This window comes from Bradyrhizobium sp. SSBR45G (assembly GCF_030159255.1).
Taxonomy (GTDB): Bacteria; Pseudomonadota; Alphaproteobacteria; order Rhizobiales; family Xanthobacteraceae; genus Bradyrhizobium.
The window spans coordinates 210,759-232,321 of the sequence record NZ_BSCT01000001.1 but is presented as its reverse complement, the minus strand read 5'-3'; the positions used below and the strand labels follow the sequence as shown (position 1 = coordinate 232,321).

Below are 21,563 nucleotides of genomic sequence, written 5' to 3'. Positions count from 1 at the left end.
TGACGCCGCTCGATTCTTAGGGACACGGACGACTTCGAGATCGTAGGGTCGGCAAAGGCGCAGCCGTGCTCTCACGACCTGTGAACTCTTCGTGGCGCCGTGCCCACCATCCCACCGCTGAGCGTGCCGCCCGACGGTGGGCACGCTGCCGCCTTCGGCGACGGCTTTGCCCACCCTACCCGGCCTCGCTTGTTGTCAAGAGCGCGACTATCAAACCGACATCAATATGCGGGCAAGATCACGTCTTGGCCTGTTCACGCTGGCCGGACCTCGGCGTCCTGGCTCTGGGCGGCGATCCGCTCGGCTTCTTGACGCGGATGCGCACCGAGCCGCCGCCCTTGGACTGCTCCTCGATCTCGAAGGCGCCGGTCTTGCGGACGAGGTCGCTGAGCTTGCGGCAGCCATAGGTGCGCGGGTCGAAGTCGGACACCAGATTGGACAGCTGCTTGCCGACCTCGCCGAGCGCGACCCAGCCGTCTTCGCTCTCCATCTGCGTGATCACCTTCTGGATCATGGGGGTCGCCGCGCTGATCGGCAGCAGCGATTTCGGCGCCGCGGCACTGTCGGCATCCTTGCTGGTCGCCGCCCCGCTGCGCAGGTTCTCGGTGTAGACGAACCGGCGGCAGGCCTGCCGAAAGCTCTCCGGCGTCTTCTGCTCGCCGAAGCCGAACACGTCGATGCCCTGCTCGCGGATGCGCGCCGCGAGCCGGGTGAAGTCGCTGTCCGAGGACACCAGGCAGAAGCCGTCGAACCGGCCACTATGCAGCAGGTCCATCGCGTCGATGACGAGCGTGATGTCGGAGGCGTTCTTGCCCGTCGTGTAGGCGAATTGCTGCTGCGGCACGATGGCGTATTTGGCCAGCGTATCGGCCCAGGGCCGCGAGCGCGGACTGGAGAAATCGCCGTAGATCCGGCGCACGCTGGCCTCGCCGATCTTGGCGATCTCCTCGAACAGCCCGTCCACGATCTTGGCCGAGGCATTGTCGGCGTCGATGAGAACCGCAAGACGGGGCGAACGAGCTTCGGATGCCATCAAATGTTCCTCAAAGTGACCCTGGTCGCGTTCCCTTATACGCGCTCCGCGACCGAGCGAGGCAAATTTCCTGGGGAAGGCGGAGCGGCGTGGCGCCCCGATTCATTGCGCTCGGACGTGAGACAGTTTGGCGGGTGTCGAGATGAACGGCCGGCGCGGGCCGACCATTCGTATACGAACAAAATCCGCCCTTCTGGTTCAATTCGACCGTCAGCTTTCACCTTGCCTTAATTTGCGCCGCACAACGATTGCGCCGACCCAACGACGGGATCTGCGGCAGATGATGAAGGAAGGCACCTATTCCGCCTGGTTCAAGACCCCCAAAGGCCAGGGGACGGGCATCGTCCAACTGGTGGGCGGCAAGGTCTGCGGCGGCGATACCGTGCTCAGCTATGCCGGAAGCTACGAGGCGGAAGGCGATCGTTTTACCGCGCTGATCAGGACGAAACGTCACGCCCCCGGACAGCCGTCGCTGTTCGGCCCGGACGAGCTGACACTGAGCCTCGAAGGGTGCTGCAGAGGGACGCCCCTCACCTGCTCCGGATTTGCGGCCGAAGCTCCCGACGTGCCGTTCGAGGCGATCCTGTTGTACTCCGCGCCGGACGCCGTCGCGCCTTCTCCCGTTCATCGGCCGCCGCCGAAATTCTATCCCGTTCAGCTGCCGAAGCCGTCCTGGCGCTGAGCTTCGTCTCGCTGCTGTCGGATCGATGTTGGCACGTGCCGAGGGCTTAAGGCAGCCCCCGCTCCGCAACGATCTGCACCGGCGGAAAGGTCACGCAATCGACCACGTCAAACACGACTGAGAACCGCCGATCGAACGTGCGCGCGAACGCTTGCGCGTCGTCGTGGCGCCCGTCCATGATCCGCGTTCCCAGCGTGCAATGCGGCGTCCACGCCCCAGGACGATAGTGGTCTCGACAATGCACCGGATCGATCGCCGCCGCGATCGCGGCGTGCCAGCGGAGCAGACTCTCATTCATCTCGGGCTCGGCCCAGAGCACGAATCGCGCGGCCGAAAACCACCGGATGCGGTTGAACTGAATCGACAAGGCCGGAGCGCCTTCAACGGCCTCGCGCATGGCCCGCCATGCGGTCGCAGCGTCAATTTCGGGCGAATCGTAGATCGCAAAGGTCAGGTGCGGCCGATAGCCGAGTTCGCGCATCGACGGCACGTCCTCGAACGTCGCGACCTGATCCCACAGCCGCTCGATCTCGCCAGCAGATGGGTGATCGGACCGAAGATTGATGGCGATCGGCATGGCGGCTGCTCACGGCAACGACGCGCTGATCTTGCTGACGAGATCGAGCACGCGCTGGGTTCGGACACCTTGCCGGTTCACGGCGAGATCGACCAGCTCTACGAGCACGAGGCGCTTCGCCGGAACGACGACGACCAGCTGGCCGCCATAGCCATTGGCGAAGAAGGCGGTGAGGCCCGAGCTTTCCTTGGTGTAGGTCCACCAGAGATAGCCATAGCCGCGTTCGGTCTGCTCGGTGTCCGACAGCCGCGTGGTGGATTCTGTCACCCAATGCGCCGGGACCAGCTGCGCCCCATTCCAGCGTCCGCCGTTCAGAAACAGCACGCCGAACCGCGCCAGGTCGCGGGCGCTCATGTGAAACACGTAGGCCGGATGTGAGGACGAGGCCTCCTGCTGGTAATGACCATCCCTCGCCGAAAAATCCTCCATGCCCAGCGGCCGCGCGATCCGCGTCTGGAAGCTTTCGAACACGTTACCGACGGATTGGCGGTAGATCGTGCCGAGCGCGTTGAAATCCCAATTGTTGTAGTACCAGAAGCTGCCGGGCGGATGGCTTCCGCGCGCTGGCCGGAGTTGCTTCATCTGCGGCGTCTCGTAGGCCGCGAGATGATAGACGCCGGAGCGCGCCATCAGCAATTGGCGAACCGTTGCGGTCTTCTCGGCAGGCGACAGAGCGTCGGGGCGATCGTCGATCGCGCGTTCGGCAAGCGTGCTGTCGAGGTTGATCCGGCCCTCCTCGACGGCAATGCCGTAGAGAGCGCTGATGAGGCTCTTTCGCTCGGACCGGATATTGACCTTGGCGCCGAGGTCGCCCGCGGACGCGATGATTTCGTCGTCTCTGACCACCATGATCGACGTCGGCTTTTGTTCGCGGGCGAAGTCCTGCACCTCGCGCAAGATGTCCGCAGACCAGGTTTTATCGCCCGGGCCTGCCTCTCGCCAATGCAGGCCCGGCTCGGCATGGGTCGACGACACCAACACCAGCAAAACCGTGAGCACGGCAGACACACGTCGCATGGAAACACTCATTCCGGTCGGTCGACACGCCGAGAAAGCTAGAGGACGACGGGAAAATGGTACAGCGGCAATCATCCTGCGACGGACGCGCATCACGTGGGCATCGCAATGGCTCACACCCATCGGTGCGCTTTTGCCATTTTCGACCGCGATGTCAGTCGGATGACCGCAGCCGCCGGCTCTGTGCGAAAATTCCGCTTGCTATTATTCCGAAAATCGGAAATGATGCCGCTGTCCTGCTCTCATGAGAGGGGCGCTTCGCGATCGTCATGAACGTGGAGGGCGGGATGCGGTGGCCGCGATCGTGCCGCAGCGTGCTGTGATGGCGCGCCGGCGAACGGCAGGTTGCGGACGTGAAATCGCGTGGTCCTGGCGCCCCGAGGCTGGCGCCAAGTTGGCGGGTGATGATGATCCCGCCGGCGACGGTGGCTATCAAGCCGGACACCGGGGAGAGCGCGTATAAGCGTTAAACCCACCGCGCAGGGAATGCCGGTTGATCGGCCTGACCTGTGGTGACTGCCGCCTGCTTTTTGTTTGCAGGCGGGCCATGGGTGGGGCCTTCACCCGGCATTCCCTGCGCCCTCTCCTTTCCATGAGGGCCTCGATCAAGCATCACTCGGGCGCATCTGCGCGGCGAGATCGAACGGTCATGCTTGCGATGGTGATACGGGTCACGATACGCGTCACACGCTCCCCTGTCGTCCCGGGCAAGCCACGCGCGCGCAGCGCGTGGGGCGCCGACCCGGGATCCATACCCACAGGGAGACGTGCGAGGCACGATCGCATTGGCCGTCTCGTCCTCACGACATCTGCTGCGGCGTATGGGTCCCGAATCGGCGCTTCGCCGACGCGAGCGTCGGCGAAGCTTGTCCGGGACGACACCGTGGATGTTGCTGCGACCTGTTCATCGCCGGGCCACGATCCGCGGCGGCGAGTTCGAAGACGCATGCGAGCCGCGATGCGCGTCACACGCTCCGTTGTCGTCCCGGGCAAGCCGCGCGCGCAGCGCGTGGGGCGCCGACCCGGGATCCATACCCACAGGGAGATGTGCGAGGCACGATCGCAATGGGCGTCTCGTCCTCACAACATCTGCTGCGGCGTATGGGTCCCGGATCGGCGCTTCGCCGACGCAAGCGTCGGCGAAGCTTGTCCGGGACGACACCGTGGATGTTGCTGCGACCTGTTCATCGCCGGGCTACGATCCGCCGCGGCGAGATCGAACGGTCATGCGAGCCACGATGCGCGTCACACGCTCCGCTGTCGTCCCGGGCAAGCCACGCGCGCGCAGCGCGTGGGGCGCCGACCCGGGATCCATACCCACAGGGAGACGTGCGAGGCACGATCGCAATGGGCATCTCGTCCTCACGACATCTGCTGCGGCGTATGGGTCCCGGATCTGCGCCCGCCGACGCGAGCGTCGGCGGGCTTGTCCGGGACGACGGCGGATGTGGCGGCTGCTACCTGATCATCGCCGGGCCGTGGTCCGGCACGGCAACATCCAGCACGCGGAGCTGCACGCGCTCGACGCCCTGGTAGCGGTCGACGGTGAGGGTGCCCGCGACATGCAGGAGCTCGCCGCGATGCTGTTGCAGCGCGTTGCCGAGCTTCTGGCCGACCGAGCGGAACGCGATGGCATTGACGGTCGAACCGTCGCCGGACTTGAAGCGCAGCTTCAGATGCGCCTGCCCGACCTCGTCGGCGTAGACCAGCTGATGCGACGGCAGCGCCACGATCGGCTCGGGATTGCCGCTACCGAAGGGACCTGCGCGATTGAGCGTCGCCACCAGCTCCGGCGTCGCGGCGCGCGCGCTGATCGCGCCGTCGATCAGGATCTCGTTGACGTGGCGCGCCTCGGCGACGTCGGGAGCGAGCGCGCTTTCGAGATAGGCGCGAAACTCCGCCAGCCGCTCCTTGCGCAAGGTGACGCCGGCCGCCATCGCGTGGCCGCCGCCCTTCATCAGGAGGCCCTGCTCCACGGCGTGGCGCACGGCCTTGCCGAGATCGACGCCGGGGATCGAACGGCCCGATCCGGTGCCGATTCCGCCCGGCTCCAGCGCGATCGCGAACGCCGGACGGGCGAACTTTTCCTTCAGCCGGGAGGCCACAAGCCCGACCACACCGGGATGCCAGCCTTCCGACGCGGTGACGATGACGGCGCCCTTGTCCTCCAGGCCGAGCGAGGCCAGCGCCTCGGCCTCGGCCTGGGCCTCGGCGTGCTGCTCGATGATTCGGCGCTCGCTGTTGAGCCGGTCGAGCTCGGCGGCGATGCGCGCGGCTTCCGAGACGTCGCCCTCCAGCAGCAGCCGGACGCCGAGATCGGCGCGGCCGATGCGGCCGCCGGCATTGATGCGGGGGCCCAGCATGAAGCCGAGATGCCAGGCTTCGGGCGGACCGTTGAGCCTGGAGACATCCATCAGCGCGGTATGGCCGACATGGTCGCGCCGGCGCATCGCGATCAGGCCCTTGGCGACGAAGGCGCGGTTGAGCGCGATCAGCGGCGCGACGTCGGCGACGGTACCGAGCGCGACGTGATGCAGCATGCTGAGCAGGTCGGGCTCCGGCCGCGTCCTGCTCCAGAAGCCGCGGCCGCGCAGCTCCCGGTTGACCGCAACCAGCGTCACCAGGGTCAGCCCGACCGCGGCGAGATAGCCGAGACCCGAGAGATCGTCGGGCCGGTTCGGATTCACCAGCGCCTCGACCTCCGGCAGCTCCTCGCCGCATTGATGGTGGTCGATCACCACCACGGACATGCCGAGCCGCCGCGCTTCCGCCAGTGGCTCGAGGCTGGTCGTCCCGCAGTCGACCGTCACCAGCAGCGTCGCGCCTTTGTTCGCCAGGCCACGGATTGCCTCCACGTTCGGACCGTAGCCTTCGAAGATGCGGTCGGGAATGTGGATCAGCGGATCGAGCCCGCAATGGCGCAGGTGCCAGGCGAGCAGCGCCGCCGAGGTCGCGCCGTCGACGTCGTAGTCGCCGAAGATGGCAACCTTTTCGCCCTTTACCGCGGCATCCGCGATGCGCCTGGCCGCCCCTTCCATCTGCGTCACCGTGAACGGATCGGGCATCAGCTTGCGGATGGTCGGATCGAGGAAGTCGTTGACGTCGTCGATGCCGACGTCGCGCCCGGCGAGCACCCGCGCCAGCATCTCCGGCAACTGATAGCGCTGCACGATCGCGAGCGCGCGCGCTGCGCCCCGCGCATCCAGCCGGTCGCGCCACAATTTGTTGGTCAGCGACAGCCGCACGCCGAGAAACCCCTGGGGCGCGCTCATCGGCAAGGCGGCGGCGGACAGGGTCATGGGGTGCAAAGCCTCGTTTGGCGCGGGGACGATTCGCAAGCAGGCCACGAATCTACAGCAACCGCGCGCCTGGATTCGGTTCCCAGGCTGGAACCCCACGGAATTCTGGACTTGTCCCGGGAACTCGTGCGCGAGAACGGTATCACTGGACAGTTGCCTAAAATTACAGCTGTGTTCAAGGGCGTGCATTAAACAGCCGTTAGGCGAACTCCCTACAATTTCAATCAAAAGAACCGTTTGTTTGTTCGCGATCTCCAGGCCGGGGAGACGTGCAGCAACATGGAGTGCCCTGCCGATGCTGACTGCGCCTGATTTGAAGCCCTCGCCCTCGCTCGTCCCTTCGCAGGCTGCCCAGCATGAGGACGAGACTGACGTCTCCGCCCTGATCGCGCGGCTCACCGGCGAGGTCAATCAGATCGCCTGCGAGAAGACCAAGTCGATCCAGCAGATCACCAACCAGATGAAGATGCTGGCGCTCAACGCGCTGATCGAGAGCTCGCGGGTCGGCGCGCAAGGTGCAGGCTTCGCCGTGGTGGCGCAGGAGGTGCGCGCGGTCGGACAGCTCGTCGAGACCATCGCGCGCGAGCTGGAAGGCCAGCTGACGACGCGCACCGGCAATCTGAAGAGCTCGATCGAGCGCATGACCGAGCGGGCCCGCGGCGAGCGCATGGTCGACCTGGCGCTCAACGCGATCGAGCTGATCGACCGCAATCTCTATGAGCGGACCTGCGACGTGCGCTGGTGGGCGACGGATTCCGCGGTCGTCGATTGCGCCGCAGCGCCAGATGCCGGCCGCGTCGCCCATGTGTCCGAACGGCTCGCAGTCATTCTCTCGGCCTACACCGTCTATCTCGATCTGTGGCTGTGCGATCCCAGCGGCAAGGTGATCGCCAATGGCCGCGCCGACCGCTACAACGTAGTCGGCCAGAGCGTAGCCGATACCAAGTGGTTTCGCGAGGCGCGCGGACTGCGCTCGGGCGACGACTACGTCGCCGGCGACGTCGAATGCCAGCCGCTGCTCGGCAATGCCCAGGTCGCGACCTACTGCGCCTCGGTGCGCGAGCACGGCAAGGCCCATGGCAAGCCGCTCGGCGTGCTCGCGATCCATTTCGACTGGGAGGCTCAGGCCCGCGCCATCGTCCAGGGCGTGCGCGTCGGCGAAACCGACAAGGCCCGCGCGCTGCTGGTGGATTCCAGCCTGCGCGTGATCGCGTCCTCGGATGGCCAGGGTATCCTGAGCGAGCGGGTGTCGCTCAAGCTCGACGGCAAGCGCAGCGGTTTCTATCAGGACGCCTCGGGGCGCATGGTCGCCTTCCACGCCACGCCCGGCTACGAGACCTACAAGGGTCTCGGCTGGTACGGCGTGATCGTATCGGGGGCGTAGGACAGGAGGATCAGCAGCCCAAGCGATCGGCGATGCCGCCGAAATCATCGGCGACAATGTCCCAGGCGCCGGTCGCCTCGAAATCACGGTTCTGCAGCGGGCCGTATTCGGTGGGACGGGCGACGAAGGCGGTCTTCAGGCCGTAGCGTTGCGCGGCCTCGAGATCATTGTTGTGCGCGGCGACCATCATGACCTCGCCGGGCGCGAGGCCCAGCAGACGCGCGGCGCCGAGATAGGTCTCGGGGTCGGGCTTGTAGTGCTGAAACAGCTCGGCGGAGAGCACGAGGTCCCAGGGCAGCCCCGCGAACTTCGCCATGTTGGTGAGCAGCGCCACGTTGCCGTTGGAGAGCGGCGCGATGATGTATCTGGATTTCAGCCGGGTCAGCCCGGCGACGCTGTCGGCCCACGGATGCAGCCGGTGCCAGCCGCGGGTGAGATGATCGAGATCGGCCTCGGTGAGCCCGGTGATGCCGAGCTGCGCGACCAGCGTCTCCAGCGAGCGCCGGTGCAGCACGTCGAGGATGACGTAGCCGCGCTCCGGATGCCTGCGGACCTCGTCCATCGAGCCGACATAGAGCCCGCGCCAGCCGTCGACCAGCGCCACCCAGTCGCCCTGGATGCCGCGGGTCTTCGACCACGCGGTGAAGTCGTTGATCAGGCTGGTGCGCCAATCGACGACGGTGCCGAACACGTCGAACACCAGCGCCTTGACCATGGACAGATCCGACATCGCGACGCTCCGCCGTCAGTCGAGGTGGAACTTCTCCAGCTGTCGGTGCTCGGCGCGGATGTAGCGGACGGTGCCGGTGACCGAGCGCATCACGACGGTCTCGGTCTCGATCACGCCGTCCTTGCGGAACTTGACGCCGGAGAGCAGCGAGCCGGTGGTGACGCCGGTGGCCGCGAACAGGCAGTCGCCGCGGGCCATGTCCTCGATGCCGTAGATCATCTTGGGATCGCCGACGCCCATCTTGTGGGCGCGCTCGCGCTTCTCCTCGGTGTCGAGGATCAGGCGGCACTGCATCTGGCCGCCGATGCAGCGCAGCGCCACCGCGGCCAGCACGCCCTCCGGCGCGCCGCCCGTGCCGAGATACATGTCGACGCCGGTGTTGTCGGGATCGGCGCAATGGATCACGCCGGCGACGTCGCCATCGGTGATCAAGCGCACCGCGGCGCCGGTCGAGCGCACGCCCTGGATGATGTCGGCGTGACGCGGACGGTCGAGCACCAGCACGGTGATGGCGGAGGTATCGACGCCCTTGGCCTTGGCGAGGCGGCGGACGTTGTCGGCCGGCGTGGCGTCGAGCTCGACGACGCCCTTCTGGTAGCCGGGGCCGACCGCGATCTTCTGCATGTAGACGTCCGGCGCGTGCAGCAGCGTGCCTTCATCGGCCATCGCCATCGTCGCGATCGAGCCCGGCATATTCTTGGCGCACAGGGTCGTGCCTTCGAGCGGGTCGACCGCGATGTCGACCTTGGGGCCGGTATTGAGGCCGACCTTCTCGCCGATATAGAGCATCGGCGCCTCGTCGCGCTCACCCTCGCCGATCACGACCGTCCCCTCGATCGGCAGCTTGTTGAGCTCGCGGCGCATCGCGTCCACGGCGGCCTGGTCGGCCGGCTTCTCCTGACCATGGCCGCGCAGCCGCGCTGCCGACACCGCCGCCCGCTCGGTCACGCGCACCAGCTCCAGGGTCAGGATGCGCTCGAGCAGCAATTGTTGCGGGACGGAAATCTGCGTCGACATCGGTCAACTCCTCAAGACGTCACGGCGGACACCCGCCATCAAAACCTACCGCTCAGGCACCGCCCCCATGGGCGGCGGCATACGGTTCAGACGGGCAGCACCGGCAACAGCGCCCCCGCCCCTGCATTCTCCGTTTTGAGCATGAACCTAAACCAAACGCCACGCGTTTGTTTGAGCAGGGACAATCGGTTCCCTGGGCATCATGCGCTAATTCTTCTCGATCCGGATCACCTGCGGCTTGCCGCTGATGACCTTGTCGCGCTGCACGGCCTGCAGCGCCTTATGCACAGCATCCTCGTGGGTCGCATAGGTAATCAGGATGACCGGCACGGGCGCCGCCTTGCCGGCCGTCTTCGCCGGCTCGCTGCCGTTGGGGTGGCGCTGCACGATCGATTCGATCGAGATCTTCTGCTCGGCCAGCCGGGTCGCGATGGTCGCCGCCGTGCCGGCATGGTCGCGCGCCATCAGGCGGATGTAGTAGCCGCCCTCATGGCGCTCCATCGGCGCCTTCCCGGTCGCCTGCAGCTTGTCGACCGGCCGCCCGAACGGGGCAGCGCGGATACCGCGCGCAACGTCGGCGATATCAGCGACGACGGCCGAGGCCGTGGCAGCGCCGCCTGCTCCCGGGCCGACCAGCGTGATCGGCGGAATGCCCTCGCCGTCGATCGTGACCGCGTTGGTCACGCCCATCACCTGGGCGATGGAGGAGGACTTCGGCACCATGGTCGGATGCACCCGCTGCTCGATCCCCTTTGCGGTGCGCATGGCGACGCCGAGCAGCTTCACCCGGTAGCCGAGCTCGGCGGCCGCCCGCAGATCCTCCGGCGCGATCGAGGAGATGCCTTCGACATAGACCGAATTCTGCGCCACCTGGGTCCCGAAAGCGAGGCTCGCCAGGATCGCCAGCTTCTGCGCGGTATCATGGCCGTGGATGTCGAACGATGGATCCGCCTCGGCATAGCCAAGGCGCTGGGCGTCCTTCAGGCACTCGTCGAACGACAGGCCGTCCTGCTCCATCCGGGTCAGGATGTAGTTGCAGGTGCCATTGAGGATGCCATAGACGCGGTTGATGCCGGTGCCGGCGAGCCCTTCGCGCAGCGTCTTGACCACCGGAATGGCAGCGCCGACCGCGGCCTCGAAATTCAGTGCGCCGCCGTGCTTCTCCGCCGCCTTGGCGAGCTTCAGGCCGTGCTTGGCGATCAGCGCCTTGTTCGCCGTCACCACCGACTTGCCGGCCTTGAGCGCGGTATCGATCGCCGACAGCGCGGGATCGCCGGCGCCGCCCATCAGTTCGACCAGGCAGTCGACCTCGGGATCAGCAGCCAGTGCGAGTGCGTCCTTGGCCCAAGTGATGCCGGAGAGATCGATGCCGCGCTTCTTGGCCTTCGAGCGCGCCGTCACCGCCACGACCTTGACGGGGCGCCCGGTCCGCTCGGTGAGCACACGCCCCTGCCGCTCGATGAGACGAACGACCTCGACACCCACGGTGCCGAGGCCCGCGATGCCCACTCTCAGGGGTGCGATCATGGAATCAAAGAACCTGTCGAAAGCAAAAGTGCGGAGGGTTTAGCGCCGGTTGGCGATGGGAACGACGTTGTGCAACGTTTCGATGCCGCTTTCAAGGAAGCGCCGGACGCCGCGCGCGGCCTGCCGGATGCGCTGCTCGTTTTCCACCATCGCGATGCGGACGTAGCCCTCGCCATGCTCGCCGAAGCCGACGCCCGGCGACACCGCGACGCCGGACTTCTCGACCATCAGGGTCGCGAACTGCATGCTGCCGAGGCTCTTGAAGGCTTCCGGCAGCGGCGCCCAGGCGAACATCGAGGCTTCCGGCGAGGGGATCTCCCAGCCGGCGCGGCCGAACGCCTCGACCAGCGTGTCGCGGCGCTTGCGATAGACGTCGCGCATCTCGCGAATGCAGTCGTCGGGACCGTTCAGTGCGGCGGTGGCCGCGACCTGCACCGGCGTGAACGCGCCGTAATCGAGATACGACTTCACGCGCGCGAGCGCCGCGATGATGCGCTCGTTGCCGACCGCAAAGCCGATGCGCCAGCCGGCCATCGAATAGGTCTTGGACATCGAGGTGAACTCGACGGCGACGTCCATCGCGCCGGGGATCTGCAGCACCGACGGCGGCGGGTTGTTGTCGTCGAAATAGACCTCGGCATAGGCAAGGTCCGAGAGGATGAGGATCTCGTGCTTCTTCGCGAATGCGACGAGGTCGCGATAGAAGTCGAGGCTCGCGACATAGGCGGTCGGATTGCTGGGATAGCAGACGATCAGCGCCAGCGGCTTCGGAATGGAGTGGATGATCGCCCGCTCGGCCGCCTCGAAGAATTGCGGCGTCGGCTCCGACGGCACCGAGCGGATCACACCGCCGGCCATCAGGAAGCCGAAGGCGTGGATCGGGTAGCTCGGATTGGGGCACAGGATGACGTCGCCCGGCGCGGTGATCGCCTGCGCCACGTTGGCGAAGCCTTCCTTGGAGCCGAGCGTGGCGACGATCTGGGTATCGGGATTGAGCTTCACCCCGAAGCGGCGATCGTAATAGGCCGCCTGGGCGCGGCGCAGCCCGACGATGCCGCGCGAGGCGGAGTAGCGGTCGGTGCGCGGCTTGCCCAGGGTCTCCTTGAGCTTTTCGAGCACATGCGGCGGCGCCGGCAGATCCGGATTGCCCATGCCGAGATCGATGATGTCGGCGCCGGCGTTCCGCGCGGCCGCCTTGGCCCGGTTGACCTGCTCGAACACGTAAGGCGGCAGACGGCGGATGCGATAGAAATCTTCCATGGGTCTCTCGGCTCCGGCAACCGGGGGCGGATCAGCCAGCAGCGCTGGCTCTGCGGCGGCGCTGCCCTGAAATCCGTGCTAGATCATGAACTTAGCACGGCCTTACGGCTTGGCTGGCGACGACACGCTGAGGTGCGGTTGATTCCGGTGTTTTACCATGGACACCGCGCCATGCCAGACAATTACGTCAGCCAGCGATCCGGTCGTTCACCGGTCCCTGACGCCCGACCCGACCGAGGCCTGGCGGTCGCGCGCAGCCTGGAGCTCCTTCTCGATCCTGGTGCGCTCCTCCGGCGAGATCATCGGCGTCTCGCGATCGCGCGGAACGTCGTTGACGGGCAGATAGCCGCCCTGCTCCTTCGGGCGCGCCGTGGCATCGGCCTCCAGCGACGGCATGTCAGCGACCTGGCTGGAACAGCCGGACAGCGCAAGGCTGGTGCAGAGCACCGCACCGGCGGCGAGGGCCCGCGCGCGCATCCTCCGCCTCTGCTCCCCCGGCTTCACGCCACAGTCTCCACCGCCACCACGACCCACCAATCGCAACGCGGCACATTTTGCCGCAGCACAACCAATTGTCACTCGAAAGATTGGCTGGTTGAACAGGAATATCGACCACCTACGAGGTCACCATGACCGAAGCAAGCGCATTTTTCGCAGCGCAACACACAGACATCGAATTAACCGCAAACGCGCGGATTGTTGATCTCGCGCGGTGACGAAACCAATTCGACGCGATAGTGTAATCAAGCCATGACCGACGTTCCAAACAACACCAATCCACAAAAAACATTCGACGCCGAAGCCTTCGCGACGAACATCGCGAGAGCAATGGAGACCAGCGGCAAGGCGCTCGCAGCCTATCTGAAGCCGCGCGAAACCGGTGAGGTCCAGGACCGGCCGCCGGCCGAAATCGCCGAGGTCGTGAAATCGTTCACGGCGGTCGCCGACTATTGGCTGTCGGACAAGGATCGCGCCAGCGACATCCAGATGAAGATCGCCAAGGGCTATCTCGACCTGTGGGGCTCGGCCTCGCGGCGGCTCGCTGGCGAGGATGCCCCGCCGGCGATTTCGCCCTCGCCGCGCGACAAGCGTTTTGCCGATCCGGAGTGGAAGTCGAACCAGTTCTACGATTTCGTCATGCAGGCCTATCTGCTGACGACGCAATGGGCGCAGGACCTCGTGCACAATGCCGAAGGCCTCGATCCGCACACGCGCAAGAAGGCCGAGTTCTACGTCAACCAGATCACCAACGCGCTGGCGCCGTCGAACTTCGTGCTGACCAATCCCGAGGTGCTGCGGCAGACCGTGGCATCGAGCGGCGACAATCTCGTGCGCGGCATGCAGATGCTCGCCGAGGACATCGAGGCCGGCAAGGGCTCGCTGAAGATCCGCCAATCCGACCCGGCCAATCTCGAGGTCGGCGTCAACATGGCGACGACGCCGGGCAAGGTGATCTTCCAGAACGAGATGATGCAGCTGATCCAGTACGCGCCGTCGACGGAGAACGTGCTGCGCACGCCGCTCCTGATCGTGCCGCCCTGGATCAACAAGTTCTACATCCTCGATCTGCGCCCCGAAAAATCCTTCGTCAAATGGTGCGTCGATCAGGGCCTCACGGTGTTCGTGATCTCCTGGGTCAATCCCGACAAGAAGCTCGGGACCAAGACCTGGGACGACTACATGAAGGAAGGTCCGCTCACCGCGATGGACGTCATCGAGAAGGTGACGGGCGAGATGAAGGTGCACACGCTCGGCTATTGCGTCGGTGGCACCATGCTCGCGACCACGCTCGCCTGGCTCGCCGACAAGCGCCGCCAGCGCGTGACATCGGCGACCTTCCTGGCCGCACAGGTCGACTTCACCCATGCCGGCGATCTGCTCGTGTTCGTCGACGAGACCCAGATCTCGGCGCTGGAGCGCGACATGCAGGCCGCGGGCGTGCTCGAAGGCAGCAAGATGGCGATGGCCTTCAACATGCTCAGGTCGAACGACCTGATCTGGTCCTACGTCGTCAACAACTATCTGAAGGGCCAGCCGCCGCAGGCGTTCGACCTGCTGCACTGGAACTCCGACGCCACGCGCATGTCGGCGGCGAACCACTCCTATTACCTGCGCAACTGCTATCTCGAGAACCGGCTGTCCACCGGCACGATGGTGCTCGACAACACGCTGCTCGACCTCTCCAAGGTGAAGGTGCCGGTCTATAATCTCGCCACCCGCGAGGACCACATCGCGCCGGCAGATTCGGTGCTGTACGGCTCGCAGTTCTTCGGCGGCCCGGTGAAGTATGTGCTGTCGGGCTCCGGCCACATTGCCGGCGTGGTCAATCCGCCCTCCTCCGGCAAATACCAGTACTGGACCAACGACCAGATCCACGACATCTCGCTGAAGGACTGGCTCAAGGGCGCGCAGGAGCACAAGGGCTCGTGGTGGCCCGACTGGCGCGCCTGGCTGAGCGAGCTCGATCCGGAGGAGGTTCCAGCGCGCAGCGTCGGCACCGAGGCCTATCCACCGATCGAGGATGCCCCCGGCTCCTATGTCCGCGTCCGCGCATAGCGCAGTCCATCGCGATTGACTATAACCGCTCCGTCCCGCCGGGACGGGACGGGAATCAGTTGAGGGGACCTCGATGACGCGCGAACTGTTCTGGCTGACGCTGACGGTCATTCTGACCGGCCTGCTGTGGGTTCCCTACATCCTGAACCGGTGCCAGGTCCGCGGCATCTCCGGCGCGATGGCCAATCCCTCCCGCAACGACAAGCCGCATGCGGCGTGGGCGACGCGACTGATGTTCGCGCATGACAATGCGGTGGAGAACCTCATCATCTTCGCACCGCTGGTGCTGATCCTCAATTCGATCGACTACTCGACCAAATGGACCGTGCTCGCCAGCGCCGTCTACTTCTGGTCCCGCGTCGCCCATGTGATCGTCTACGCCATCGGCCTGCCGGTGTTCCGCACGCTGGCCTTCGTGGTCGGCTTCCTGGCCCAGGCCGTGCTGGCGATCGCGATCTTCGGCTGGCTGTAGGCCTGATTCCTACGGCAAGTTGTCCCGCAGGAAGATGTCGATCCGGATGCGCTCCTGATCGGGGCTGATCGGCTCGCCCGCGCAATGCGCCAGCAACACCCGCGCGGCCGAGCGCGCCTCGTGGCCGGGATCCTGGTTGATGATGGCATCACACGTGCCACGAACCAGGAACCGCCGCGTATGGTCGGTCAACTCGTGGGTGATCCAGACCACCTCGCGGGCGCGGCCCGAGGCCTCGAGCGCATCGGCGATGCCCCGGTTGCCGGCGCCGCAGCAATAGATGCCGCGCAGATCGGGATGCCGGACGAGCAGCGCCGCCGTCAGCTCCCGCGTGCGCGCGCTGTCGTCGCGCCCTTCGAGCGGCGGCAGCGCGCGCAGCTGGGGATATTCGCTCGACAGGATCTGATGAAAGCCAAACTGCCGCTCGGCATGATCGCGCAGTGCCAACGATCCCGCGATCACGGCGACCGTGCCCTCGCGGCCGCCGAGATAGCGTCCCATCAGCGTCGCCGCCGTCCGCCCTGCGGCCGGATTGTCGATGCCGACATAATGCAGGCGGCGCGAGCTCGGCGCGTCGGACACGAGGGTCACGACGGCGACCCCGCGCGTGGTGAGGTCGTCGATCGCGGCGCGGACCCTGGGATGATCGAGCGCGATCACGGCGACGCCGTGATAGGCCGGCGACAGCGTTTCCAGCGCGCCGGCCAGCAGATCGGGATCGAACACGTCGACATGGAGAATGTCGATGAAGCCACGCTGGCCGGCCAGCCAATCCGCCGTGTGCCGCACCTGCTCGGTCAGATGGGTCATGAAGCTGTTGCCGCCGGTCGGCAGCACGAAGGCGAACCGAAAGCTCTGTCCGCGTGCGAGCCGGGCGGCCGCGACGTCGGCGCGGTAGCCGAGCTTGGCGACCGCCGCCTCCACCCGTGCGACGGTCTTGGCGCGCACGCCCTCGCGGCGGTTGATGACGCGATCAACGGTGGCCAGCGACACGCCCGCCGTACGCGCGACGTCCTCGAGCGTGGCGCGAACCGGCGCGGTCGGCGCACCGGCTGTCACGCCCGCGCCGCCCATAGCATGCCGCGGGTCATCAGCGTGCGGATTTCCGGGACGTCCAGCTCGTAGGCGCGATGGCCGAGCGAGGAATAGAATACCCTGCCCGCACCATATCGCTTCTTCCAGACCACCGGCATCACCACGCCCTCGATCCAGTCGGCGTGCTCGCCCGTGAAGGTGGTCGTCGCCAGGACTTCGTTGGCCGGGTCGACATGCATGTAGTATTGCTCGGAACGGTGCTCGAAACTCGTCAATCCCTTCATGATGGGATCGTCCGGCCGCGTCAAGTCGACCCGGTAGTCGATGATGTTGCCGGGATGGGCGACCCACTGCCCGCCGCACATGAACTGGTAATCGACGGAATCGCGGAAGGCATCGCACATGCCGCCATGGTGGCCGGCGAGCCCGACGCCGCCGCGCACCGCTGCGCAGAGGTTGAGCGCCTCGGCCTTTTCTATCTTCGACATCGTATAGATCGGGATGATCAGCGACAGATCGTGAATCGCGGGATCGGCGAATGCGGCCGTCGTGGTCTCGATCCGCACTTCGAAGCCTTCGGCCCTCAGCCAGCCGCGGATCATCGAGGCACAGAGATCGGGATCATGTCCAGGCCAGCCGCCCCATACAATCATTGCCTTGCGCATGGTTCTGTCCTCAGTCGATCTGTCCGGTTTCACGTCCCGCAGGCAGCATCGCCGGCCGCTCGACAAGGCTCTCGATCCCGATGCGGCGGCCTTCTTTGGCGGAGGTCTGGAACGCCTCCATCACCTCCAGCACATGGAAGGCGAGCGCGCCGCTGGCGCGGTGCGGCCGATTGTTCAGGATCGCGGTCGCCATGTCGGCGACGCCGATGGAGCGGAATTCGCCATCGATGTGACCATGCGTCAGCGGCACCGTCTCCCAGTCGCCGCCGGTCTTGGCGACCTGCACCTCGCCGCCAAAACGATTGGGGTCGGGCACCAGCATGCTGCCCTTCTCGCCATAGATCTCGATCGGCGCGTGCCGGTGTTTCGGGACGTCGAAGCTCATCGTGACCGAGACCACCGCCCCGCTCTCGAATTCGAGCGTGCCCGCAACGTGGGTCGACACCTCGACCGGGATCAGCGTGCCGTTCATGGGCTGGCTGGTCACGAGGCGTTCCGCTCGCGGGCGCGCGGTCGAGCCCATCACGCTCGCGACCGGGCCGAGCAACTGCACGAGATCGGTGATGTAATACGGGCCCATGTCGAGCATCGGCCCGCCGCCGCGCAGGTAGTAGAAGCCCGGCGCCGGGTGCCAGCGCTCGTGGCCGGGACAGCCGAAGAACACGCTGCCGGCCACCGGCGTGCCGATCGCGCCGTCGTCGATCAGCTTGCGCGCGGTCTGGTGGCCACCGCCGAGGAAGGTGTCGGGCGCGCAGCCGACGCGCAGGTTCTTCTGCGCGGCGAGCTCGATTACCTTGCGCGCCTCCGCGACGTCGATGCCGAGCGGCTTCTCGGAATGGACGTGCTTGCCGGCATTGAGCACGGCGAGGCTGACGTCGGTATGGGCGAGCGGCACCGTGAGATTGATGACGATCTCGACGTCGTCGCGCTTCAGCAGCTGATCGACCCGCATCGCGGGCAGACCGAACGCTGCGCCCTGCCGCTCGGCGGCGTCGCTGCGCATGTCGGCAAGCGCCTTGATGTCCAGGACCGGGAAGCGCTGGGCGGCCTTCAGATAGGCCGTGCTGATGTTGCCGCAGCCGATGATGCCGATTCCGACTTTTCTCATTTTGATCTCCGTGAGGTGCCGCTCATCCCTTGACCGCGCCCGCGGTGAGGCCGGCGACGATGTGCTTCTGTGCCAGCAGGAAGAGAATGATCGTCGGCAGGATGGTCAGGGTGATGAAGGCGAGGATCAGATGCCACTCGGACGAGTACTCGCCCTGATAGACCATGATGCCGAGCGGCCAGGGATAGAGCGCGTCGGTGTTGAGCATCACGAGCGGCAGGAGATAGGCGTTCCAGCTGTTGACGAAGGTGATGGTGCCGACGGTGGCCAGAATCGGCCGCGACAGCGGCAGCGTCACGTAGCGGAAGAATTTGACGTAGCTGCAGCCGTCGACCAGCGCCGCCTCAAGCAGCTCGTAGGGGATGTCCTTGAAGAAGCGCCGCAGCAGCAGCACGCTCATGGCCAGGCTGAACGCGACCTGCGGCAGCGCGACGCCGAAATAGGTGTCGAGCAGCCCGAGATCGCGCACCTTGATGAACAGCGGCAGCACCGCGGTCGCCGCAGGAAACAAGAGACCCAGCGTCAGATAGCTCAGCAGCATCGAGCTGCCGAAGAACCGGACATGGGCGAAGGTGAAGGCTGCCATTGAGGCGACGATCAGGGTCAAGGTCACCGTCAGGGTCGAGATGATCAGCGAGTTGCGCAGCAGCTGCCAGTAGCGCCCGGAGAACAGGATGTCCGCATAGTTCTGCCATTCCCAATGCTGCGGCAGGCCGAACGGATTGACGCGCAGCTCGCCGAGCGATTTGAAGCCGCCGAGCAAGGTTGCGAGCAACGGCACCAAAACGAAGATGGCGACGACCGCGAGGAACGCCGTCCTGAACAGCACGGCGGGATCGAACGGCGGGCGTGTGGTTTCGGCCCTATTCATCGCGCATGAACCATCGCTTGTAGGTGAAGGCAAAGGTCACGCAGATCACGAACAGGATGACGCCGATGGCGCTGCCATAGCCGACCCGCATGCGGGAGATGCCGTTGTTGTAGAGGAAGCTCACCATCGTATTGGAACTGTCGGCGGGACCGCCGCGCGTCAGCGGCATCACGAGGTCGAACAGCTGCAGAGAACCGATGATGGCAAAGAAAACGGAGAGCCGGATCGTTGGATAGAGCAAGGGAATGACGACATGGCGCAGGCTCTGCGTCCGCGTCGCGCCGTCGATCCGGGCGGCCTCGATCAGGCTCTTGTCGATGCTCTGGAGGGCAGCGATGAACAGCATCATATGGAAGCCGAAATACTTCCAGACGATCACGATCAGCACCGCGAGCATCGCCGTGTCGGTCGAGGCCAGCAGATGCGGCGGCTCGGCGCCGAAGCTGCGCCAGATCGAGGCGACGAGCCCGTAATCGCCGTCATAGACGAAGCTGAAGATCAGCCCGGTGGCGATCTCGGCCAGTATATAGGGCATGAAGAACAGCATGCGCAGTGCAACCGCGCCGCGGAACCGTTCCGCCAGCATCAGGGCCAAGGTCAGCGCCAGTGGCAGCTGGACGCAGAGCGAGACCGCGATGATCATCCCGTTGTTGCGGAGCGCGAGCCAGAATGCGCGCGTCTCCAGCACGAAGCGGTAGTTGTCGAAGCCGATCCAGTTGGTCGGCTTGCCGAACCCATTCCAGTTGAAGGCAGAGTACCAGGCGGCCTCGCCGATCGGCAGCACCACGAACAGCGTGAACAACAGCAGCGCGGGTGGCAGGAACAGGACCAGGACGGTGAACCGGCCGTCCCAGCTCGGACCGCGAGTCGCCTGCGCGGCGAGCGGCGGCCGCGCGACCTGCATCGCCGGCGTCGTCGCAATCGGACGCGCCACGTCAGTTGCCCTGCTTGCGCGCCGCTTCGATGGCCTTCGCGGCGTCCTGCGGGGTCATGCTGCCGCCGGCGATCTCCGCGCTGACGTCGTTGACGACACGGCCGACCGAGGGACCCAGGCTCTGGTCGTAGAAGTTCTGGTGATAGTTCGACTTCGCCAGATTGGCCGCGATCAGCTTCATGAAGCCATTGTTGAGGCCGGCATCGGCGCCCTGCACCACCGGGACGATGAAGCTGCCCGCCGCAAGCCGCGTCTGGACGTCCTTCGAGATGAAATATTTCAGGAAGTCGACGGCCTCCTTGGGCGAGCCCTTGGTGACCAGCCATCCCGTGATGCCGCCCAGCGTGTCCGTCGGCGCCCCCTTGCCGCCCGCCACGACCGGGAAATCGAACCAGCAGATCTTGTCCTCGCTCAGCCCGACCTTGTCGGCGGCGAGCGCGCGCTGCAGATTGTAGACCGAGCTGATCGCGAGCGTCATCGCCGCCTTGCCGTCGCCGAAATAGCCGACGGCCTGCGGGTTCTTGAAGCCCAGGAAGCCGTTCTGGAACGGCTGGAGATCGACCAGCTGCTTGAACAGCTCGCCGGATTTTACAAAGGTATCGCCGGCAAAGCCGCCATCCTCGCCGCGCAGCGCCGCATCAAACGCCGGCTTGCCACCGATGCGGCCAGCAAGATGTGTCCAGTAGAAGTGCAGCGGCCATTTGTCGGCGCCGCCGACCACGATCGGGGTCACGCCGGCAGCTTTCAACGTCTTCACGGCAGCCAGCAGATCATCCCAGCTCTTGATCGCAGCCGGATCGACCTTCGCCTTGGCCATCAGCTCTTTGTTGCAGACAAAGCCGACCTGCGAGAGCGAGATCGGCAGGCCGTAAACACGCCCCTGATCGGTGAACGCGGCGAGCGCCGCCGGTGTCAGGCTGTCGCTGTAGCCCTTGACCTGATCTGTGATGTCCTCCAGGACGCCCGCCTCGATCTGCGCCTTCAGGACTCCGCCGGCCCAGCTGTAGATGATGTTCGGCCGGTCCTTGGATTGCAGAATCGTCGGCAGCTTGGCCTTGTAGGCCTCGTTCTCGAGGAACTGCATCTCGATCTTGGTGCCCGGATGCGACGCCTCGTAGGCACGCGCCACCTCCTCCCAGATCTTCACCTGGGCCGGGTTGACCTCGATGTGCAGCCATTTGACGGTGGTGTCGGCATTCGCGGCGTTGGCCCAGAGCAGGCAAGCGGCAGCGGCGAGTCCCAGCTTCGCGAGCAGTCTCATCACGTCCTCCCGATCTTTTTTGTTGCGGTAATCCTGTCCTCAATTTTTGAGGTGCGCAACTGAAATTCTGATCAGACCCCTCAAGAAACTCTGCTCGCATCTGCGAACGGCCGAGGACGTCCCGGGATCGCGAAG

Annotated in this window: 19 protein-coding genes; 4 read left to right on the top strand and 15 right to left on the bottom strand. The window is 65.7% G+C overall.

The features are described from left to right. Nucleotides 1-238: 238 nt before the first annotated feature. Nucleotides 239-1,033: an NYN domain-containing protein gene (locus tag QQL87_RS01065; RefSeq protein ID WP_284416222.1), complete on the bottom strand. Its 795-nt coding sequence runs from the start codon at nucleotides 1,031-1,033 to the stop codon at nucleotides 239-241. A gap of 127 nt (nucleotides 1,034-1,160) precedes the next feature. Here QQL87_RS01065 and QQL87_RS01060 point away from each other — a divergent pair, with 127 nt between their 5' ends. After that, nucleotides 1,161-1,715 (top strand): hypothetical protein, encoded by a 555-nt coding sequence (locus tag QQL87_RS01060; RefSeq protein ID WP_284416223.1) that lies wholly within the window; start codon nucleotides 1,161-1,163, stop codon nucleotides 1,713-1,715. A 46-nt stretch (nucleotides 1,716-1,761) separates the two neighbouring features. On the opposite strand, the gene QQL87_RS01055 is transcribed toward QQL87_RS01060, so the two are convergent. The 3 genes from QQL87_RS01055 to recJ form a co-directional block, all read right to left on the bottom strand. Continuing rightward, nucleotides 1,762-2,292 carry a 2'-5' RNA ligase family protein gene (locus tag QQL87_RS01055; RefSeq protein WP_284416224.1) on the bottom strand — a complete coding sequence of 177 codons (531 nt, stop codon included), beginning with the start codon at nucleotides 2,290-2,292 and terminating at the stop codon, nucleotides 1,762-1,764. A 9-nt stretch (nucleotides 2,293-2,301) separates the two neighbouring features. After that, on the bottom strand, nucleotides 2,302-3,309 hold the full coding sequence (locus tag QQL87_RS01050; protein WP_284416225.1) for a serine hydrolase domain-containing protein: 1,008 nt from the start codon (nucleotides 3,307-3,309) through the stop codon (nucleotides 2,302-2,304). A 1,457-nt stretch (nucleotides 3,310-4,766) separates the two neighbouring features. After that, entirely contained in the window at nucleotides 4,767-6,608 is a 1,842-nt protein-coding gene (gene recJ, locus QQL87_RS01045) for a single-stranded-DNA-specific exonuclease RecJ (protein ID WP_284416226.1), read from the bottom strand. Between the two features lie 295 nt (nucleotides 6,609-6,903). Here recJ and QQL87_RS01040 point away from each other — a divergent pair, with 295 nt between their 5' ends. Continuing rightward, the gene (locus QQL87_RS01040) at nucleotides 6,904-7,992 is read left to right on the top strand and encodes a methyl-accepting chemotaxis protein (protein WP_284416227.1); all 1,089 of its coding nucleotides are present in this window, start codon (nucleotides 6,904-6,906) and stop codon (nucleotides 7,990-7,992) included. A gap of 10 nt (nucleotides 7,993-8,002) precedes the next feature. On the opposite strand, the gene QQL87_RS01035 is transcribed toward QQL87_RS01040, so the two are convergent. From QQL87_RS01035 to QQL87_RS01015, 5 genes are all read right to left on the bottom strand, one after another. Beyond that, nucleotides 8,003-8,722, bottom strand: a complete 720-nt coding sequence (locus QQL87_RS01035; RefSeq protein WP_284416228.1) for a haloacid dehalogenase type II — start codon at nucleotides 8,720-8,722, stop codon at nucleotides 8,003-8,005. A 15-nt stretch (nucleotides 8,723-8,737) separates the two neighbouring features. Then, nucleotides 8,738-9,739, bottom strand: coding sequence for a class II fructose-bisphosphatase (gene glpX, locus QQL87_RS01030; protein ID WP_284416229.1), 1,002 nt, complete (start codon nucleotides 9,737-9,739; stop codon nucleotides 8,738-8,740). A gap of 207 nt (nucleotides 9,740-9,946) precedes the next feature. Further along, complete coding sequence (locus QQL87_RS01025) at nucleotides 9,947-11,266, bottom strand: homoserine dehydrogenase (protein ID WP_284416230.1); 1,320 nt, start codon at nucleotides 11,264-11,266, stop codon at nucleotides 9,947-9,949. 39 nt (nucleotides 11,267-11,305) lie between these two features. Continuing rightward, nucleotides 11,306-12,526 carry an LL-diaminopimelate aminotransferase gene (locus tag QQL87_RS01020; RefSeq protein ID WP_284416231.1) on the bottom strand — a complete coding sequence of 407 codons (1,221 nt, stop codon included), beginning with the start codon at nucleotides 12,524-12,526 and terminating at the stop codon, nucleotides 11,306-11,308. Between the two features lie 207 nt (nucleotides 12,527-12,733). Beyond that, nucleotides 12,734-13,003, bottom strand: coding sequence for a hypothetical protein (locus QQL87_RS01015; RefSeq protein ID WP_284416232.1), 270 nt, complete (start codon nucleotides 13,001-13,003; stop codon nucleotides 12,734-12,736). Between the two features lie 273 nt (nucleotides 13,004-13,276). Between QQL87_RS01015 and QQL87_RS01010 the strand changes: the two genes are divergently transcribed. Together QQL87_RS01010 and QQL87_RS01005 are read left to right on the top strand one after the other, a co-directional pair. Then, nucleotides 13,277-15,082, top strand: a complete 1,806-nt coding sequence (locus QQL87_RS01010; protein ID WP_284416233.1) for a PHA/PHB synthase family protein — start codon at nucleotides 13,277-13,279, stop codon at nucleotides 15,080-15,082. A gap of 73 nt (nucleotides 15,083-15,155) precedes the next feature. Then, nucleotides 15,156-15,554 carry an MAPEG family protein gene (locus QQL87_RS01005; protein WP_284416234.1) on the top strand — a complete coding sequence of 133 codons (399 nt, stop codon included), beginning with the start codon at nucleotides 15,156-15,158 and terminating at the stop codon, nucleotides 15,552-15,554. A 9-nt stretch (nucleotides 15,555-15,563) separates the two neighbouring features. Here QQL87_RS01005 and QQL87_RS01000 read toward each other — a convergent pair whose 3' ends face one another. The 6 genes from QQL87_RS01000 to QQL87_RS00975 are packed head-to-tail and all read right to left on the bottom strand — an operon-like array spanning nucleotide 15,564 to nucleotide 21,428. Then, complete coding sequence (locus QQL87_RS01000; protein WP_284424098.1) at nucleotides 15,564-16,628, bottom strand: LacI family DNA-binding transcriptional regulator; 1,065 nt, start codon at nucleotides 16,626-16,628, stop codon at nucleotides 15,564-15,566. Then, nucleotides 16,610-17,254 carry a ThuA domain-containing protein gene (locus QQL87_RS00995; protein ID WP_284416236.1) on the bottom strand — a complete coding sequence of 215 codons (645 nt, stop codon included), beginning with the start codon at nucleotides 17,252-17,254 and terminating at the stop codon, nucleotides 16,610-16,612. The genes QQL87_RS01000 and QQL87_RS00995 overlap by 19 nt, the downstream gene beginning before the upstream one ends. A gap of 10 nt (nucleotides 17,255-17,264) precedes the next feature. Beyond that, complete coding sequence (locus tag QQL87_RS00990) at nucleotides 17,265-18,362, bottom strand: Gfo/Idh/MocA family protein (protein WP_284416237.1); 1,098 nt, start codon at nucleotides 18,360-18,362, stop codon at nucleotides 17,265-17,267. 22 nt (nucleotides 18,363-18,384) lie between these two features. Next, a complete protein-coding gene (locus QQL87_RS00985; RefSeq protein WP_284416238.1) occupies nucleotides 18,385-19,233 on the bottom strand; it encodes a carbohydrate ABC transporter permease in 849 nt (282 codons plus the stop codon). Continuing rightward, nucleotides 19,226-20,167, bottom strand: a complete 942-nt coding sequence (locus QQL87_RS00980) for a carbohydrate ABC transporter permease (protein WP_284416239.1) — start codon at nucleotides 20,165-20,167, stop codon at nucleotides 19,226-19,228. The genes QQL87_RS00985 and QQL87_RS00980 overlap by 8 nt, the downstream gene beginning before the upstream one ends. 1 nt (nucleotide 20,168) lies before the next feature. Further along, nucleotides 20,169-21,428 carry an extracellular solute-binding protein gene (locus QQL87_RS00975; protein WP_284416240.1) on the bottom strand — a complete coding sequence of 420 codons (1,260 nt, stop codon included), beginning with the start codon at nucleotides 21,426-21,428 and terminating at the stop codon, nucleotides 20,169-20,171. Nucleotides 21,429-21,563: the final 135 nt, after the last annotated feature.